This is a genomic window from Blastopirellula marina DSM 3645 (genome assembly GCF_000153105.1).
In the GTDB taxonomy this organism is placed as follows: domain Bacteria; phylum Planctomycetota; class Planctomycetia; order Pirellulales; family Pirellulaceae; genus Blastopirellula; species Blastopirellula marina.
Window position 1 is genome coordinate 630845 of sequence record NZ_CH672377.1, and the last position, 18068, is coordinate 648912.

Sequence of the window (18068 nt, forward strand, 5' to 3'; positions counted from 1 at the left end):
CGTGTCCTAAAATTGACACAAAGCAGTATCTCCAGCGCACTCCTACCCGTGGTTTCTCTGATGTTACGAATGCTAGGCATCTTCGCCGTCTTGGCCCTCGCCGCGCTCCCGTTTGTCGCTAAGGCACAGCAACAATCGCAAACTCCCCCCCCATTTCGGCGCCAGACATCGAAGTAGTGACCGACCGCGCCAGCGCCCAAGCGGACGAGAACCGCCGTCGCAACCGTGTCCGCGAGGGAACGCGCGTTACCGACAGCGTCGGCCAGTTCGATTGGGTGGGGGACCGGCTGCGGTTTGTCAGCGAGGACGGATCGCAAGACTTTCAGGTTTTGGAGAACCTGACCATGGAACGGGTCGCCCAATCGATGGAGCAGTCGGCCAGCAAGATCACTTGGACGCTCTCCGGCGTCGTGACCGAATATCGGGGCTCGAACTACTTGCTGATCGAGCACGTCACGCTGAAAAGCCGACGTCAGTAAAACCGGCTTCTCTGGCCCCTGTTTCTGAGGGAAGTTGCCCGTTGCTAGCAAGAGGAGGCGTTGACAGCACCGTCTGCACGAATATCATTTGAAATAACGGGTTACGTCAAATGGCCGATCTGCTTTTGGGCAAGGCGACGGCTAACTGCTTCATTGCCAGCGAGGTGGATGCATGGCCGATCATCGGCGTCTTGGGGTTTCTGAAGTCAGCGGTGTGACTGTCGTCCAGTTTATTGATCGCAAGATACTAGACGATTCCCAAATCCAAGAGATCGGCCAGGAGTTTACCGCTCTGGTCGAACAAGATCAAAAAAAGAACATCCTGCTTAACTTTTCGCATGTTGAATTTTTGTCGAGTTCCGCACTTGGCAAATTGATCAACTTAGAAAAGCAGGTCAAAGCTCACAGCGGTAAGCTGCGCATGAGCAATATCCGACCAGAAATCATGGAAGTTTTCGCGATCACCAAACTCAACAAGTTGTTTGATATCCGTGAAGACCTTCCTGACGCGTTGGCGGCCTTTAAGTCGTAACGGCCCATCCGTCGATTTGGATCGTGCTCGTTTCGCCAGAATCCAGTTACCGCAGGCAATCGCCCTTTATCTCTATTCTTCATTCCGCTAGTGGCTCGTCCCGCGACTCCTACTAGGTCGCACTCCCGTTACTCCCGAAACCCCCAAGAAACTATGGGAGCAAGTAACAATTGGCTTTGGACTTGCTCGGAAACGATTCCGAGCGAAACGCATGAAGGTCAGCGTCTCGTGAAGCAGCTTCTTTCCAAGCTGGAAGAGCATTCATGGGGCATGTCCGACGTGTTCGGCATCCATTTGGCCGCGGAAGAAGCGATCGTCAACGCAATCAAGCATGGCAACGCTTACAACCCCGAAAAAAACGTTCAAATTGAGATGAACGTCGGAGCCGATCGCGTGTCTCTTCGTATTACCGACGAAGGTCCCGGTTTTAACCCCGTCGAGGTCCCCGATCCGACGGAAGAAGAGAACCTGGAAAACGAGTCGGGACGCGGCGTCATGCTGATCAAAGCCTACATGACTGACGTGCGGTACAACGATCGCGGCAACTCCGTTTTCATGGAGAAAGTCCGCTCGCAGTGACGATGTAAATGATCGCTGCGCGTTGGTAGTCGTCACGGTCTCGAGCAACTCCGCCGCCCCAGGCGACTGCGTCGCCCACGGCCCCCGCTCTAAAGATCGCATGCCCCAATCAGCAGCCGAACCTTTTTCTACGATCTCAGGTCAAAACCGGTCCGGGTCGTAGGGAAAATGCCGAGCAAAAAAGTCGCCGCCAGCAGCCTTAGATCAGCCCAAGGGGTGTTGCGTTTCAAAGCGACCTAGCTAAATTAGACTCTTTCAACGATCCCCTGTAGCTCAGCTGGTAGAGCGAGCGGCTGTTAACCGCTATGTCGTAGGTTCGAGTCCTACCGGGGGAGCTTCTGTAGGTCAGCGGATTTTCCGCTGACAAACAATCCAACGCACAGCGCCGAGAGTGAAAGCTCTCGGCGCTGGTCGTTTCTTGGCTTGCTGGCGACGGTTTGCGGTGATCTGACCCGCTCTCACGGGAGACTCTTGCGCTCTCGCATTTCTTGGCCGCTTGGGTGAACCCCTTGATTGGCTGCGGTCTCCACGGCGGACCGGCTAGGGGAACGGCGGAAATCCAAGTAACGGCAGCAGACCTTGTCATGATCGTGTTAGAATACCCCCAAATTAGTCCACAGCGTAGATTTCTCTGCGACTTACACGACGCTCTTCCTTGGTTCTTGACAGACATCTATGGCTAAGAAATCGACCACCAAAAAAGCAACCGCCCGCCAGACTTCTCCCCCCCAGAACAAAGAATCCAAAGCGAAGAAATCGTTTGAGCAAACCCTGTGGGACACCGCCGACAAGCTGCGGGGGACGGTCGAATCGTCCGAGTACAAGCATGTCGTCCTCTCGCTGATCTTTCTCAAATTTGTCAGCGACCGGTTTCAGCAGCGCCGCGCGGCGCTAATCGCCGAAGGCAAAGCCGACTACGTCGACATGGTCGAGTTCTACACCATGCAGAACGTCTTTTACTTGCCGGAGAACTCGCGCTGGTCGACCATCGTCAAACAGGCCAAACAGGCCGACATCGCCGTCCACATTGACAGCGCCTTGCATGCGGTCGAAAAGAACAACCCGTCGCTCAAAGGGGCGCTGCCGGACAACTATTTCTCGCGGATGGGGATCGACGTCGCCAAGTTGGCGGCGCTGATCGACAGCATCAACAACCTCAGCACGGTGGCCGATCAGGCGGCCGAATCCGAAGAAGACATCGTCGGCCGGGTCTACGAATACTTTTTGGGCAAGTTCGCCGCGACCGAAGGCAAAGGGGGCGGCGAGTTCTATACGCCCAAGTGCGTGGTCAATCTGCTGGCCGAAATGCTGGAGCCCTACAGCGGCAAAATCTATGACCCTTGCTGCGGCAGCGGCGGCATGTTTGTCCAGTCGGTCAAATTCATCACCAGCCATCACGGCAACCAAAAAGATATCTCCATCTATGGTCAGGAGCAAACCAGCACGACGTACAAGCTGGCCAAAATGAACCTGGCGATTCGCGGCATCGCCGGCAACCTGGGCGAAGTCCCGGCCGATACCTTTTTCAAGGATCAGCACCCTGACCTGAAAGCCGACTACATCCTGGCCAATCCCCCGTTCAACCTCAAAGCGTGGCGCGGCCCCGACGAACTGACCGACGATCCGCGGTGGAGCGGGTACGACGTACCGCCGGCAGGCAACGCCAACTATGGGTGGATCTTGCATATGATCAGCAAGCTCTCCGAAAACGGCGTCGCCGGGTTTGTACTGGCCAACGGGTCGATGTCGACCAGCACCAGCGGCGAAGGCGCGATCCGGCAAAAGATCATCGAAAATGATCTGGTCGATTGCATGATCGCGCTGCCGGGGCAACTGTTTTACACAACGCAAATCCCGGTCTGTCTCTGGTTTTTGACCAAAAGTAAACAGGCTCGCAAGGTCCAAGGGCACAGCGAACTGAACCAGCGAAAGCGGAGCGGCGAAACCTTGTTTATCGACGCGCGAAATCACGGCACGATGGTCGACCGCACGCACAAAGAGCTGACCGAAACCGACATCGCCGAAATCACCCAGACGTATCACGCGTGGCGCGGCGAACCCAAAGATGGCGCCTACGCCGACCGCCCCGGCTTTTGCAAAAGCGCGACCCTCGCCGAGATCCAAGCCAACGATTACGTGCTGACGCCGGGCCGCTATGTCGGCGCGGCCGCGATCGAAGACGATGGCATTCCGTTTGAAACCAAGATGACCGAGTTGACCACCACGCTGTACCAGCAGATGGAAGAGGCGAAGCAGCTGGATAAGGCGATCCGGAATAATTTGGGGGCGCTGGGTTATGGGGAGTGAATGGAAAACTGCTTTTTTGACTGATCTTTACGACATCAGTTCAGGGCTTTCAAAATCCGCCAAGTTCTTCGGTTCCGGCCATCCCTTCGTCGCGTTCAAGGATGTGATGTACAACTACTTCTTGCCCAACGAACTTTCTCAGTTGGTGCAGTCCACGAAAGAAGAACAGCAAAAATGCTCAGTTAATCGTGGGGATGTTTTCCTGACGCGCACGAGCGAAACGATGAATGAACTAGGGATGAGTAGCGTCGCGGTCAAAGATTACGAGGATGCTACATTCAATGGGTTCACAAAACGCCTGCGTCCAAAACCCGACACCACAATTGTTCCCGAGTTCGTCGCCTACTATTTGCGGTCGCCCAAGTTCAGAAGCGAAATGCGCGCGTTTTCTACGATGTCGACACGGGCGAGCTTGAACAATGAAATGATAAGTCGACTCAAAATCTCGTTTCCGTCCGTTCTTGAACAACGAGTAATAGGAGGCGTCTTAAAGACGCTTGACGACAAGATCGAGCTGAACCGCCAGATGAACGAGACGCTGGAGTCGATGGCTCGGGCGTTATTCCAGAGCTGGTTTGTCGATTTTGATCCGGTGATCGACAAAGCGCTGGCCGCCGGCAACCCCATCCCCGAGCCTCTGCAGGCCCGAGCCGAAACCCGCCGCGCCCTCGCCAACTCCACACAACCCCTCCCCGCCCACATCCAAAAGCTCTTTCCCGATGCCTTCCAGTTCGATGAAGAAATGGGCTGGATTCCTGAGGGATGGAAAGTGACGCCGGTAGGCGAAGCAATCACGATTAACCCTCGAGTAAGTTTGAAGAAAGGTGCAGTCGCGAAGTATGTCGACATGAAGTCGCTGCCGACCTCGGGATTTGCGATCAATGAAGTCATCGAAAAAGAATTCTCAGGTGGAGCAAAGTTTCTGAACGCCGATGTTCTAATGGCACGGATAACTCCCTGCCTTGAGAATGGGAAGGCGGGAGTTGTGGATTATCTTGACGATGACGAACCCGGTTTTGGTTCAACTGAATTCATCGTTTTGAGGCCCAAGAATGAGATCGGCACGCCGTTTATTGCCGCTCTTGTCCGTGACGAAAATTTTCGCGCACATTGCGTATCGAACATGGTGGGGTCATCCGGACGGCAACGCGTGCAAAATTCTTGTTTCGACAGTTACTTCTTGTGTCTGCCATCGAAACCTCCGCTACTGACTAGTTATCACAAAACCTGCTCCACGTTTTTTGCTCGCATCACGAAGTTGAAACTCGAGACCAACTCACTCACCAAACTTCGCGACACGCTTCTCCCCAAACTCCTTTCGGGCGAGATTCGCATCCCGGACGCCGAAAAGCTGGTGGCGAATAGCTTATGAGCACGACTCAAAAATTCACCGAAGCAAAGCTCGAAGCAGCCATCATCCAATTGCTGGCTGACCAAGGCTATCCGTACCTCTCCGGCGCCGACATGGTGCGAGACCCCAGTGATGTCCTGATTCGATCCGACCTGCGAGACTTCCTGGCCAAGCGATATGCCGCCGACGGCATCACCGAAGGCGAAATCGACTCGATTGTTCGCCAACTCGACTCGCTCAACGCCGCCGATTTGTACGACTCGAACAAAACGATCTGCAAGTGGGTCTCGGACGGCTTTTTGCTCAAACGCGAAGATCGCAATCAAAAAGATCTTTACATCCAACTGATCGACTACTCTGGATTGGTCGTAGCTGAGCAGACGACCGGTGATCAAACCGGGGACGCCAATATCTACAAAGTCGTCAATCAACTGGAGATCGAAGGGCGCGAGAAACGGATCCCGGATCTCATCCTGTATATCAACGGTTTGCCGTTGGTGGTGTTTGAGTTCAAGAGCGCGATTCGCGAAAACGCGACTTTGCACGACGCCTACCTGCAACTGACCGTGCGCTACGCCCGCGATATCCCTGAGTTGATGAAGTACAACGCGCTCTGCGTGATCAGCGATGGGGTGAACAACAAGATGGGCTCGCTGCTGGCCGACTACGAGTTCTTTTACACGTGGCAAAAGATCACCAGCGACGAGGTCGCCACGCGAGACGGGATCAACTCGCTGCACACCATGCTGCAAGGCTTGTTCGATCCCCTGCGTCTGCGGCAGGTAATCCGCGATTTCATTCACTTCCCCGATGTTTCTAAAGCGGAAGTAAAAGTCGTCTGCCGCTACCCGCAGTTTTACGCGGCTCAGAAACTGTACCAGCATATTTTGCAGCACCGCAAACCGGACGGGGACGGCAAAGGGGGGACGTACTTTGGCGCGACCGGCTGCGGCAAAAGCTTTACGATGCTGTTTCTGACGCGACTGTTGATGAAGAGTCTTGCCCTGGAGAGCCCGACGATTCTGCTGATCACCGATCGCACCGACTTGGACGATCAGCTCTCGAAGCAATTCACCAATGCGAAAAATTACATCGGTGATCAGACCGTAATGAGCGTGGAAAGCCGTGCGCAGTTGCGGGAACTATTGACAGGACGCCAGAGCGGAGGGGTCTTTCTGACGACGATTCACAAGTTTACCGAAGACGCGCAGCTGCTGACCGATCGCGCCAATGTGATCTGCATTTCGGACGAGGCCCATCGCAGCCAGATCAACTTGGATCAAAAGGTGAAGGTGACTGAATCCGGCGTCAAAAAGTCATACGGGTTCGCCAAGTACTTGCACGATTCGCTGCCGAATGCGACCTATGTCGGTTTCACCGGCACGCCGATCGACGCGACGCTGGATGTATTTGGCGAAGTGGTCGACTCCTACACGATGACCGAATCGGTCAGGGACGAAATCACGGTGCGGATCGTCTATGAAGGACGCGCCGCGAAGGTGCTGCTGGACAATCAGAAACTGGAAGAGATCGAGGAGTACTATCAGCGCTGCGCGGACGAAGGAGCCAGCGACTACCAGATTGAAGAGAGCAAAAAAGCCTCGGCCCAGATGAACGCGATCCTAGGCGACCCTCAGCGCATCAAAGCGGTGGCCGCCGACTTTGTGGCGCACTACGAAAAGCGAGTCGAAGAAGGTTCGACCGTCGCAGGCAAAGCGATGTTCGTCTGCAGCAAGCGGGAAATCGCCTGGGCGTTCTACCAAGAGGTGATTGCGCTGCGTCCCCAATGGAACGAAGTCCGCGAGTCTGCCGAGGGTGTCGAACTGACCGAGACGGAGCGCAAGAAGATCAAGCCGATGGAGCGGATCAAAATGATCATGACTCGCGGCAAGGATGACCAGAAAGAGCTTTACGATCTGCTGGGCGGCAAGGATTATCGCCAGGAACTGGACCGCCAGTTTAAGAACTTGAAATCGAACTTCAAAATCGCCGTCGTGGTCGATATGTGGCTGACCGGTTTCGATGTCCCTTCACTGGACACCATGTACATCGATAAACCGGTCAAACGCCACAACTTGATCCAGACGATTTCGCGCGTGAATCGGAAGTTTGAGTCGAAGCAGAAGGGCTTGGTGATTGACTACATCGGGATCAAGAAGCAGATGAATCTGGCGCTGGCTCATTACAACAAAGCGGACCAGCAGAACTTCGAGGAGATCAGCCAATCGGTCGTCGTGGTGAAGGACCACTTGGATCTGCTGCGCCAAGTCTTTCAGAAATTCGACGCGTCCGATTATTTTCATGGCGACTCGGTCGCCCAGCTGAACTGCCTGAACCGAGCGGCGGAATACGCCCAGCTGACGGAAAAGATCGAGAAGCGTTTCATGGCGTTGGTAAAACGGATGAAGGCCGCCTACGACATTTGTTGCGGCAGCGAAGGACTCAGCCAGGACGAGCGAGACCGGATTCACTTCTACTTGGCGGTTCGCTCGATCGTATTCAAGCTGACCAAAGGCAATGCGCCGGACGCCGCGCAGATGAACAAGAAGGTGCGCGAGATGATTGCCGAAGCGCTGAAGAGCGATGGCGTCGAGGAGATTTTTAAACTGGGCGATGTCGACGGAATCGACATCTTTGACGACGACTATTTGGCGAAGATTGAAAAGATCAAGCTGCCCAACACCAAGATCAAACTGCTGCAGCAGATGTTGGCCAAAGCGATTGAAGAGTTCAAAAGAACCAACCGGATCCGGGGAATCGACTTCGCCCAAAAGTTCAAAGATTTGGTCGACCGCTATAACGAGCGAAGCGAAGAAGACGTCCTAGTGAGCGACGTGCTGGACGATTTTTCGAGCGAAATTGTCGACCTGATCCGAGCCCTAAAAGACGAACGCGAGTCGTTCCACGACCTGGGGATCGACCTGGAAGACAAAGCGTTTTACGACATCTTAAAAAGCCTGGCGATCAAATACGATTTCACTTATCCCGAAGACAAGCTGATCGAGCTAGCCAAAGCGGTGAAGCTGGTCGTCGATGATAAAGTGAAATACACCGACTGGAGCAAGCGCGACGACATCAAAGCCGAGTTAAAGGTCGACCTGATCCTAGTGCTGGCCGATCACGGCTATCCGCCGGTCGACCGGGATGAGGTTTACCAAGAGATCTACGCACAAGCAGAGAACTTTAAGAAGCACCGCACAGGGCTGTAGCACCGCGCAGCGACGCCCAGCCCTCGAAGGCGACGGAAAGCGGCGGATGGGCGAGAAGATGCTTTCCACCCCGAGCATTGGCGTTCTCGCCCATTGGAGAAGCAATCGCGCAGCGCAGCACGCGAAGGCGCCCCCGTTGATTCCAACTTATTTTGACTTCAGATCAAAATCGACGACGTTGTCCCCGGCGGTGACTTCGGCGACCAGTTCTGATTTGGTGTGATATTTGGCCGGCAATCGTTCTGGCGAAGCCGGTTTGCTGGGATTGGACGGATCGTCAAATTCCTGATAGGTGGTGATCGTTACCGAATGGTCGCCCAGCTTCGCGCCGTCGAGATCGATATTGTATCTCAGACTGTATTGCCCCTGTTCATTGGTCAGCCCGGTCGATGGTCTGCCGGCGGTTGGTTGAAACTTCAGCGTGGCGTTATTGAGCGGCTTGCCGTCGAGCGTCACCGTACCGGTAACCGGGGCGACTTCGGGGAGATCCGATGGTCCGGCCGAGCATCCGGCCAGGAGCAAACCGCAGAGCGCGAGACTCACGATATTGCACTTTAGAAGTACTTGCACTTCGTCATTCCTAATAGAAAGCCAAGTTGTTTCAAGTCGACGGAACCAGGCAGACGCTGCGATCCTATTCGTGGCAGGTCGCGCCGAAGTCTCGATCACGTCGAAAAGGGAAAGTAGAAATTGGGCGGCAGTCGCGCCGGCTGTTTATCTTCTTGCATGGGCCAAGCACGCGAAACTTACGCCGCAGAACTCGCTTACGTTTAACCGTCTGAATGCGATCCCCAAATAGCGGCGTAAGTCGCTCTGGCGCGAGCGGCCTAGTTGTCAAAACTCGCCGATCACTTCGCCGCCGCGGATCGATTGCATCGCGTTGATGACGCCGACTTGATCGGCGTTCTCGCTCATAAAGCGAACGGAACAATCGGCCAAGAGGAAATGAACTCCCCCCTTATGCAGACTGCCGACTCCATTTCTACCCACGCCTGAATTTGGGGTATCGGCGACGATTTGATTGATTCCCTTCTTCAATTCGAGCCAGTAAATATAGGTGTAGGTATTCCAGTAGGGGCCTGTCCACTTCTCCCCGGATTTCTTTTGAAAAGGAGCCTCCGTCATCGCGACCGTATTGCTCGTCCCATCGGTGATGTCACGAAAACTTGCCGCTCCATTGGGGCCCCACATGCCCTTGTCTAACGCCGTGCTCTTCGCCCAGGTCGTGCTCCAAGCTCCATCCCCCTGGTGCGACACCAGACCGTAACTCGTTCGGTAGGCGCCGTTGGCGACGGAGAATTCATGATTGGCGTCACCACGCTCTGGCCCTGGATCACTAGGGCAGGCGAAAATCGACAGTTGACTGGTCACCAGCGCGAACTGATCGGTGGTCGGAATCGTGGCGGTGCAATTGCTATTGTTGTTGTAGCGAGATTTTCCGGAGGGGGAGGAAAAGTCGATTTGGTTATGGAGAGCCGATTGTTCCACATACGGCAGAATCATCTGGAACGCCGTGTGGTTTAAGATTTTCTGATCGGGAGAGACGATGTCGCAGTTGGTTCCCGGGTTGAGCGCTCCCGGCGGAAAGGTGTTGTGCACATCGTGATAGTTGTGCATCGCCAAGCCGATCTGCTTTAGATTGCTTTTGCACTGGAGTCTTCGCGCGGCTTCGCGAGCCTGCTGAACGGCAGGCAGCAACAAAGCGATGAGAACGCCGATGATTGCAATCACGACTAGCAATTCGACGAGCGTAAATCCAGAATGGGGGTTTTCTGGAGCGTGATGGGCCGCATGTTTTTGTTTCACGTGAATTTTTTCCTAGGAGAGGAGAAAATGGCAGGGTATTGAGAAATAAATGATCACGTCATGCCAAGTAAGTGCCCCACAAACGAGTTTTGGACACTTTTTCGCCGATAAATTTTTAAATTAATTCCGCGTAACAACTCCTTTTGATGTCCGAAATGGCTTGCGGGAGCACTTAATACCTATGACAGGCGGTGAACAACGACGTCCATCGAGCGGCGATGCTGCGACAGCGGATGCTCACATTGAGCAGTTCATTCAATTATTGGCCGAGAATGAACGTCTGTTGGCGGTATTTGTGATGACGATGGTGCCGCATTCACCGGATGCCGACGACATCCTCCAAGACACGAAGATCGCGCTGTGGCGCAACTTCGACCAATTTGAATTGGGAACCGATTTTGGTGCTTGGGCAAGACGCACGGCATTTCATCGAATTCTCGCGTTTCGCAAAAAGAAGGGTCGCGACAAGTTGCACTGCGGGTTGTCTCAGGACTGTTACGCGATGCTTGCGAAAGATTACGAAGCGGACGTAAGCGGACGCGTGGATTGGATTCGACATTTGAAGCGTTGCCTTTTGCGGTTGCCTGAACAACACCAACAAATCATCCAGATGCGCTACGAACAGCAACTTTCGATCGATCGGATCGCCGCGACCGTCGATCGCACGCCGGCAGCGATCTATCGCGTACTCAGCCGCATTCGACTTGCGCTGCGAGACTGCATTCGTTATGGCGAATCGTCGTCATCGCCGGTTTCTGAACCCTACAGAAGTGATGAGCTGCCTGATGCAGGAAAATGAAGCGCGACAAATTGCCATCGCGATCGAGCACTTGATCGAAGGAACTCTGCCTGCTGATCAGTTGGAGTTTCTCGAACGAATGCTGTTGGAAGACTCTGAAGCGCGAGCGTTGTTTCTCGATCTAACTCAAACGCACGCCCATTTGCGTCGGGAGATTCCTCGTCTGCAGGTGGGCGAATACGAGTGGCCGACCGTTGTTTCTCGGAAGGAGCAGCGATCCTCGACTTGGTATTCGGCGATCGTCGCGGCTTGCGTTGTCGTGGCTGCGATGTTTTTCTGGCTCGCTCAAGAACCGCAGGCCGCCAAACAGCAGGCGATCGCTGAATTGGTGCGCTGCGACGATGCGACATGGGGAGCGAGCACGCTGGCGACCGAAATCGGCTTACCTCTGGGCCCTGGCCGGATGCGGCTGGAGCAAGGACGCGCGATCCTGCGATTTAAGTCGGGCGCGAAGGTCTTTCTGGGTGGCCAAACGGATCTTGAACTGCGCGATGAATTGACCGCCGTGTTGCATTCCGGAACGGTGATCGTAGAAGCTCCCGAGTCGGCGCATGGATTCGCCGTCCACACTCCGAGCGCGATTGCAATCGACCACGGCACCAAGTTCGCCATCTCGGTTGATCGCGCGCGTGACATCTCACACTTGCAAGTGCTCGACGGAGAAGTGGAGATCCGACATCCAAATTCCGGCAAAGCGACCATGCTGATCAAGGGCGAAGCGGTGACCGCGACACAACAAGCGGTGAGTGAGAAGACCGCAGCTGAATTGAGTGAGTTTTACGTGGCTCGGTCCGAAGAAAATAACGTGCCGCTCAATTCGATCCGAATCACAACGGCGATGGGGCGCGACGCTACGATCGTCAAGAGTAACGCGCCGCAGCTAACCGATCCTGCGTTGATTCTGGTGAAAAACTGCCCCAACGAATATCGCCGCAAAGGCTATCTCGCATTCGACCTGAGCTTGGTAAAAGGGCTCCACTATAATCATGCGAAACTAATCCTGACGCTCCAATCCAGTAAGTTTTCTCACCCCACCGAAGAACCTGACGCTCGGTTTACGGTTTACGGAATCACCGCAGAGTCCCTGGATGACTGGCGCCGCGAGGATCTTCGTTGGGACAACGCGCCAGCCAATCTCGACGGAGCGGATGAGGTCGACGAAACCGTGACGCAGAAACTCGGCGAGTTCGAAATCCCCGCTGGGCGCGACTCAGGGCAAGTCGTTTTGGAAAGTAAGGGTTTGACGGACTTCCTGAAATCCGATACCAACGGCATCGTCACTTTAATCATCGTGCGGAATAACCTTCAAGTCTCCCCGTTTTCTTCGCCGACCACTTTCGCCAGTCGTCGTCATCCGACGCAATTGCCGCCGACTCTTGAGTTTGAATTGGAACCATAGTTCTACAGGCGTGGTTTCGCCGGTCGCTTGACGATTTACTCGTCGAAGTCGCTTTGCGGATTGGCGAACGCGCGCCTCCGCCGCAATCGAAACGCTAACTTTTCCAGGCGATCGCCAGCTCGAGCTTTCGATCCCCGCGAATCAGCGTCAGCACCAAGGGGAGATCGTGCGGAACGACCGCCAGTAAGCGATGAATGTCATCCACACTGGCCGTGATGCGATCATTGATCGCGACAATCAAATCACCAGTTCGAACGCCGCTTTGCCTAGCGACCCCGCCGGCTGCGACATCGACGACTTCCACGACTTGGTCTGAGAGCAGGTCAAATTGTCGCACCATCGCTCGGGGTAATCGCTGCGCAGCGGCGGTAACTCCCAGTTGTCTACGGCGAACGACCCCATGCGTCAAAATCTCGGAAATCACCCACTGCGCCGTATCACTAGGAACAGCAAAACCTAGCCCCTGCGCCATTGCGATGATCGCCGTATTAACGCCGACGACGCGTCCGCGCGAGTCGACCAACGGGCCGCCGCTATTGCCGGGATTGATCGGCGCCGTGTGCTGGACAATGTTCTCAATCAAGTGTCCATCTTGACCACGCAGCGTTCTGCCAACCGCACTGATCACGCCGGTTGAAACCGTCGAATGAAGTCCCAACGGACTTCCCATCGCGATCACCAATTGCCCCACTCGACTCGCGTTCGATTCTCCCAACTCCGCGTAGGGAAGTTCGCTCGAAGCCAGCTTTAAAAGTGCGATATCGGTGGAAGGATCATCGCCGATCACTTTTGCGTCGACGCGATCGCCGTCATTGGTCTCGGCGAACAAACGCCGGCGTCCTGCGACCACATGACTGTTGGTGATCGCGTATCCGTCCGGCGTAACGAGAAATCCAGAACCGGCTCCGCCCCGTTCGCCCGAGACGCTGACAACCGCCGGAGACACGCTTTCGACCACATTAATCACCGCTTGCGAATAGGCGTCCAGCAGATCCGCATCGGCAGGATTGGCCCTCCGCGGCGTCGATGCATGATCACCACCTCCATCGGCGCCAGAGAGAAATCGCAGTGAATCGTCCGCTTTTTTCATGCCTGTCCCTTCCGAGAAAAGTATTCTCCAATCTTACGCAGTCAAAGCGCAAAGGACAGATGCGAGCAGCGCCACGCACATCGGCGGCGAATGAGTCCCCACATCGAGATAGATTTCGTCGCCGCCGCAAAGTATGATCGAAAATCCCACCGGTCGCTTCATCCCTGCCAAGTGACAACCCTTTTAGCCCCTTTCCCATCCAGCTCGATTAGAAAACCGATGCCCAAGCCTTTCTCGCTTCTGTGCGTTTCTCTCGTTTTGGCGATGCTATTGATCGCGGCGCCGCTGTCTGCTCGTGAATGGCACGTCAATGCGGCGACCGGCAGCGATGCGAATTCTGGCGGCGCAGCGGAGCCGTTTAAGTCGTTGCAGAAGGGGATCAATTCGGCCCAGGATGGCGACGTGATTCAGCTCTATCCTCACGGCGCCGTTATTCGACAGTCGGCGAGCTTTGGCAATCGATCCGGAATCACGATCGAAGGGAACGGCGTGACGTTGGACGGCGCCGATCCATTGCCGGTCGACGGTTGGGAGACGGTGGGCGTCAATCTGTATCGTCGCGTGCTGAAGCGAACGCCGCTTGACCGGCATCTGCTGATCGTGGCCGGCGTGATGCAGCGGATGGGACGGACGCAAAGCGCTGGCTCGCCGCAGTTCCCTGCACCTGCCGATCTGAAGCCGGGACAGTTTTGCTTTGAGAACATCGATGAGAAGACCGGCTGGCTCTATGTGTGCGGACCGATCAAGAATCTCGAGTGGTCAACGCGTGTGAATGGAATCGGCCTCGGCGGCGTTTGTCAGCGAATTGTCGTTCGTAATCTGAACACGCGCAACTTCCTGAATGACGGCTTCAACATTCACGGCGACGGGCGCGAACTGACGTTCGAGAATATCAACGGCTACGACTGCTTTGACGAAGGTTTTTCGGCCCACGAAACCTCCGAGTGCCTGATCACCGGGGGCAAGTTCTACGGCAACGAAAATGGGATCGCCGACGTGAACGCGTCCGAGACCGTTTATCGCAACTGCGAATTCTACGGAAACGTTAACACCGACGTTCTGCTTATCGGTAAAGCGCATGCGTTGATCGATTGCAAAATTCTCAATTCGACATCGGCGGCGGCGCTCGTCGCCGGACCGCGCTCCGAAGACAAGTTGTTCGCGTTGCGACTGCAGCACGTTACGATCACCACCCAACAGAAGTCCGATCGTGGTCTAGTGCGAATTAACGGAGGGACGCTGCTGGTTGACAACTGCGTCTGCGAGAATATCGGCTTCAATACGCTCGGCGCCGACGTGACCTACCAGGGGCGGAATTTGGTTGACGGCGTCGAACTCGACGCGCGATAAATTGGATTCGCTTCTTAACCCGCCAGCGGTCTACAACCAAGCGATGCGTTCCCTATTTTGCGAACTTTCCCGTCAATCATGTTGGAAAGTGACTTCGAATCCTCTAAAAAAGATCTCCTACCTTCTCCCCCTACCCACCTAAGGAGCCCATCTCGTGAAGCGAATTCTGCTGACTCTCGCGCTGCTGCTGCTCACCACGCAGTTGCAAGCCGAAGAACTGAAACAGCTGCTCAATCTGCCGTATGGCGATCATCCGCGACAAGTGCTTGATTTTTATCCCGCGAAGTCGGACAAGCCGACGCCGGTCGTCTTTTACATTCACGGCGGAGGATGGCGCGGCGGCGATAAAAAAACGAATCCGAAAGCATTCCTAGACAAAGGTATTTCGGTAGTCGCAATCAACTACCGCTATGTCCAAAACGGCGTCGAACAAAAAGTGGAGCCGCCGGTCAAAGCGCCGCTGAGCGACGCCGCCCGGGCTTTGCAATTTGTCCGCTCGAAGGCGTCAGAGTGGAATCTCGATAAAGAACGTATCGGCGCTACCGGCGGTTCGGCCGGCGCGTGCAGTTCGCTGTGGCTTGCGTTTCACGATGATTTGGCCGATCCCAAAAGCGACGATCCGATCGCTCGCGAGTCGACCCGTCTCTACTGCGCCGCGGTCAACGGAGCCCAGGTTTCGCTCGATCCGAAAGAACTGCGCGAGTGGATGCCCAACTACAAATATGGCGCCCACGCGTTTGGTCTGCCGAACCTGGAAAGCGTGATCGAAAATCGTGAATCGTTGATGCCCTGGATCAAAGAATATTCGCCGATCGAAAGCGTCTCGAAAGACGATCCCCCGATCGCGTTGTTCTATGGTGGTGAAGTTCCGGTGGTCGGCGCCTCGCCGAAGGATCCGACCCACTCAGGCATCATGGGCGTCAAGCTGGCGGAACGTCTGGAAGAAGCGGACGTCGACGTCGTGCTGGTGACGCCGGGTACCGAAAAACCGAAGTACAAAAACTCGACCGAGTATCTCATCGACCGCCTGACCAATTAGGTCTAGTTTTCAACATCCGTGCAAGCGACTTCCGAGTCGTTCGCGGATCGCGATCGCAACTGCCGAGAGAACCAAGTTCTGTACATGGGGATGACGCCGATTACGGCGTCATCCCTTTTTTTGTGAAGTGACTTCGCCGAGCCTTGGAAAAGGCAAAAAGAGACTCGCTATTCTAGCAATATCATTTTCAAAACTTTTCCCTTGCACCCTCCTGCAGAGTCGCGTACTTTGCACATGGCAGTCACATCAACGGCTTCTATCGCGTCAAAAATGCGATCCGTAGCCCGGTAGACTGCCCCTTTTCCTTGCGCCGCAGAGTGTGGCGACGACTTTTCCAACATCACCGAAAAATCGCGGCGACGCCTGCGCCTTTTTCCCACGTTCATTGCAATCCTGTCAGCCATAACGCTCTCCACTGCCGCGTCATTGCCGCGACGATTGGCGGAGCCATTTAGGAGTGGGTTCGATGTTCTTTCTCCGATTCGCATGTCGTCATTTTGACACGTCGACTAGCCAGTCCATTTCGTACGTTGTCCCTGGACGGCGTCGGAACTCTTTGCCAGCGGCGACCGGATTTACCCTGGTCGAACTGTTAGTGGTGATCGCCATCATCGGAGTTCTCATCGGTTTGCTCCTTCCCGCCGTACAACAAGCGCGAGAAGCGGCCAGACGCATGCAATGCGTCAACAACATGAAGCAAATCGGGCTTGCGGTCCACAGTTTTCATGACACTTTCAACGGGCTTCCACCGGCGACGACCGGCAATACAGGAGTAACCCTCTGGGCGGTCTTGATGCCTTACATGGAGCAAGGCAACGTCTACGGCCAACTCGACATCGAAGCCCCCGGCGGCGTTGATGCTTGCACCAACGCATCGCATATCGGCGCCAGCGCCGCGGCCGCAGCGAGCGCCAACTACAGCGTCCTGCGCAATACCGTGATCGGCGGTTATCTCTGCCCTTCGCGTCGATCAGCCGCCGAAGGAAAAAACAGCAAAGGGGTGCCGGTAGGCGACTATGCAATTGTCATTGCAGGCACGGAAAAATGGCAGTTCTGGAAAAACCCTAGTTCGCAACTGCAAGCGCTGCGCGTGGCGCAAACCAGCGACGATAAAAACTTAATCGCTATCAGCAACAGCCCCGTCACCGACGCGATTGACAATCCTAACGGCGGCTGGCGCCCGCGTGACACGCTGGCGCGAATTACCGACGGAACCAGCAATACGATGATTGTGGGAGAGAAGCATATCACGGCCGGGTTTCTGGGACTTTGTTGTCGGGCGGATCGCGGGCCCAACGGCAGTGACGGCTACCTCTATTGGAATCGCTCGAACGGCCCAGGCGGCTACGGCGAATATTGGGTCGCCGGGAGTGTGAATTACGGTCTGGCCCGTTCACCTAACGAAGGAGTCGGACTGAGCGTCAACAGCAGCCCAGCGCTCGGAAGTTGGCATCCGGGAGCTTGTAATTTTCTGTTTGCCGATGGCTCAGTCCAAGCGTTGGCGGTTAACGTCAACTCCAACGTCTTGATCTCACTGGGAGGGGCCAACGAAGGCAACGTGGTGAGTCTTCCCTAATGAAATCAATCTATCCAATGCAACATTCGTCGTTCTTAAAGTCTGCGCTTCGCATGTTCGCACTCGCATCGTTGCTGGCCTGCGCCGCGGGATGCGGCGGCAGTTCGATGCACCCAGTCATAGGTCACGTTCATTTCACCGATGGATCTCCTCTGAAAACGGGACGCGTGATGCTGGACGGCGGGGATGCCAATACAAGTTCCTGGGGACTGATTCATCCCGACGGTTCGTTCCAAGTCGGAACGCTCGACGTGGACGACGGAGTTCCGGCAGGCGTCTATCGCGTTTACATCGAGAATGCGATGTCGCTCCCTCCAGACAACTGGGGAGATCGCGATTTTACTCCCAAGTTGTTAATCCATCCCAAGTTCATGGATCCTGAGCAGTCTGGATTAAGCTTCGAGGTTCCCGGCAAGTCGACGCCGTGGGAGATCGTTGTCGAGAAGCCGCCGAAATCCCGCTAGCCGCACGGCAAGATCTCTATCGCGACTCGTTCACGAGATATCCTTCTTCGCAAAGTTGATAGGCAGTGTGGTGATTCTCCCCGCTCGG

Annotated in this window: 15 protein-coding genes and 1 tRNA gene; 13 read left to right on the forward strand and 3 right to left on the reverse strand. The window is 55.2% G+C overall.

From position 1 onward, the window contains the following. Window positions 1-176 precede the first annotated feature (176 nt). From DSM3645_RS21650 to DSM3645_RS21680, 7 genes are all read left to right on the forward strand, one after another. A complete protein-coding gene (locus DSM3645_RS21650; RefSeq protein ID WP_002654717.1) occupies window positions 177-479 on the forward strand; it encodes a hypothetical protein in 303 nt (100 codons plus the stop codon). Between the two features lie 172 nt (window positions 480-651). Continuing rightward, window positions 652-1011, forward strand: a complete 360-nt coding sequence (locus DSM3645_RS21655) for an STAS domain-containing protein (protein ID WP_040352913.1) — start codon at window positions 652-654, stop codon at window positions 1009-1011. A 228-nt stretch (window positions 1012-1239) separates the two neighbouring features. Beyond that, window positions 1240-1590 (forward strand): ATP-binding protein, encoded by a 351-nt coding sequence (locus tag DSM3645_RS21660; protein WP_202595001.1) that lies wholly within the window; start codon window positions 1240-1242, stop codon window positions 1588-1590. Between the two features lie 262 nt (window positions 1591-1852). Continuing rightward, a tRNA-Asn gene (locus DSM3645_RS21665) sits at window positions 1853-1925 on the forward strand. Window positions 1926-2265: 340 nt separating this feature from the next. Beyond that, on the forward strand, window positions 2266-3897 hold the full coding sequence (locus DSM3645_RS21670) for a class I SAM-dependent DNA methyltransferase (RefSeq protein WP_002654721.1): 1632 nt from the start codon (window positions 2266-2268) through the stop codon (window positions 3895-3897). A 16-nt stretch (window positions 3898-3913) separates the two neighbouring features. Next, window positions 3914-5269 carry a restriction endonuclease subunit S gene (locus DSM3645_RS21675; RefSeq protein ID WP_202595002.1) on the forward strand — a complete coding sequence of 452 codons (1356 nt, stop codon included), beginning with the start codon at window positions 3914-3916 and terminating at the stop codon, window positions 5267-5269. Beyond that, window positions 5266-8457 (forward strand): type I restriction endonuclease subunit R, encoded by a 3192-nt coding sequence (locus tag DSM3645_RS21680; protein ID WP_002654723.1) that lies wholly within the window; start codon window positions 5266-5268, stop codon window positions 8455-8457. The genes DSM3645_RS21675 and DSM3645_RS21680 overlap by 4 nt, the downstream gene beginning before the upstream one ends. 147 nt (window positions 8458-8604) lie before the next feature. Here DSM3645_RS21680 and DSM3645_RS21685 read toward each other — a convergent pair whose 3' ends face one another. Further along, window positions 8605-9027 carry a carboxypeptidase regulatory-like domain-containing protein gene (locus DSM3645_RS21685; protein WP_040352914.1) on the reverse strand — a complete coding sequence of 141 codons (423 nt, stop codon included), beginning with the start codon at window positions 9025-9027 and terminating at the stop codon, window positions 8605-8607. 264 nt (window positions 9028-9291) lie between these two features. Then, on the reverse strand, window positions 9292-10263 hold the full coding sequence (locus DSM3645_RS21690) for a DUF1559 domain-containing protein (RefSeq protein WP_002654726.1): 972 nt from the start codon (window positions 10261-10263) through the stop codon (window positions 9292-9294). A 181-nt stretch (window positions 10264-10444) separates the two neighbouring features. Here DSM3645_RS21690 and DSM3645_RS21695 point away from each other — a divergent pair, with 181 nt between their 5' ends. Together DSM3645_RS21695 and DSM3645_RS21700 are read left to right on the forward strand one after the other, a co-directional pair. Continuing rightward, entirely contained in the window at window positions 10445-11062 is a 618-nt protein-coding gene (locus DSM3645_RS21695; RefSeq protein ID WP_002654727.1) for a sigma-70 family RNA polymerase sigma factor, read from the forward strand. After that, on the forward strand, window positions 10992-12461 hold the full coding sequence (locus DSM3645_RS21700) for a FecR domain-containing protein (RefSeq protein WP_081444964.1): 1470 nt from the start codon (window positions 10992-10994) through the stop codon (window positions 12459-12461). Before DSM3645_RS21695 ends, DSM3645_RS21700 begins: the two co-directional genes overlap by 71 nt. Before the next feature lie 94 nt (window positions 12462-12555). Here DSM3645_RS21700 and DSM3645_RS21705 read toward each other — a convergent pair whose 3' ends face one another. Continuing rightward, window positions 12556-13551, reverse strand: a complete 996-nt coding sequence (locus DSM3645_RS21705; protein WP_002654729.1) for a S1C family serine protease — start codon at window positions 13549-13551, stop codon at window positions 12556-12558. A gap of 219 nt (window positions 13552-13770) precedes the next feature. On the opposite strand from DSM3645_RS21705, the gene DSM3645_RS21710 reads away from it, so the two are divergent. The 4 genes from DSM3645_RS21710 (at window position 13771) to DSM3645_RS21730 (ending at window position 17980) form a co-directional block, all read left to right on the forward strand. After that, window positions 13771-14901: a right-handed parallel beta-helix repeat-containing protein gene (locus tag DSM3645_RS21710; protein WP_002654730.1), complete on the forward strand. Its 1131-nt coding sequence runs from the start codon at window positions 13771-13773 to the stop codon at window positions 14899-14901. Window positions 14902-15055: 154 nt separating this feature from the next. Further along, window positions 15056-15940, forward strand: coding sequence for an alpha/beta hydrolase (locus DSM3645_RS21715; protein ID WP_002654731.1), 885 nt, complete (start codon window positions 15056-15058; stop codon window positions 15938-15940). A 556-nt stretch (window positions 15941-16496) separates the two neighbouring features. Continuing rightward, entirely contained in the window at window positions 16497-17516 is a 1020-nt protein-coding gene (locus tag DSM3645_RS21725; protein WP_002654733.1) for a DUF1559 domain-containing protein, read from the forward strand. A 53-nt stretch (window positions 17517-17569) separates the two neighbouring features. Next, complete coding sequence (locus DSM3645_RS21730; protein ID WP_131282784.1) at window positions 17570-17980, forward strand: hypothetical protein; 411 nt, start codon at window positions 17570-17572, stop codon at window positions 17978-17980. Window positions 17981-18068: the final 88 nt, after the last annotated feature.

Bases quoted from the DNA above. Each gene is read 5' to 3' on its own strand.
- DSM3645_RS21705 (WP_002654729.1), bottom strand. From the start codon at position 13,551: ATGAAAAAAGCGGACGATTCACTGCGATTTCTCTCTGGCGCCGATGGA.
- DSM3645_RS21655 (WP_040352913.1), top strand. From the start codon at position 652: ATGGCCGATCATCGGCGTCTTGGGGTTTCTGAAGTCAGCGGTGTGACT.
- DSM3645_RS21730 (WP_131282784.1), top strand. From the start codon at position 17,570: ATGTTCGCACTCGCATCGTTGCTGGCCTGCGCCGCGGGATGCGGCGGC.
- DSM3645_RS21680 (WP_002654723.1), top strand. From the start codon at position 5,266: ATGAGCACGACTCAAAAATTCACCGAAGCAAAGCTCGAAGCAGCCATC.
- DSM3645_RS21710 (WP_002654730.1), top strand. From the start codon at position 13,771: ATGCCCAAGCCTTTCTCGCTTCTGTGCGTTTCTCTCGTTTTGGCGATG.
- DSM3645_RS21695 (WP_002654727.1), top strand. From the start codon at position 10,445: ATGACAGGCGGTGAACAACGACGTCCATCGAGCGGCGATGCTGCGACA.
- DSM3645_RS21700 (WP_081444964.1), top strand. From the start codon at position 10,992: ATGGCGAATCGTCGTCATCGCCGGTTTCTGAACCCTACAGAAGTGATG.
- DSM3645_RS21670 (WP_002654721.1), top strand. From the start codon at position 2,266: ATGGCTAAGAAATCGACCACCAAAAAAGCAACCGCCCGCCAGACTTCT.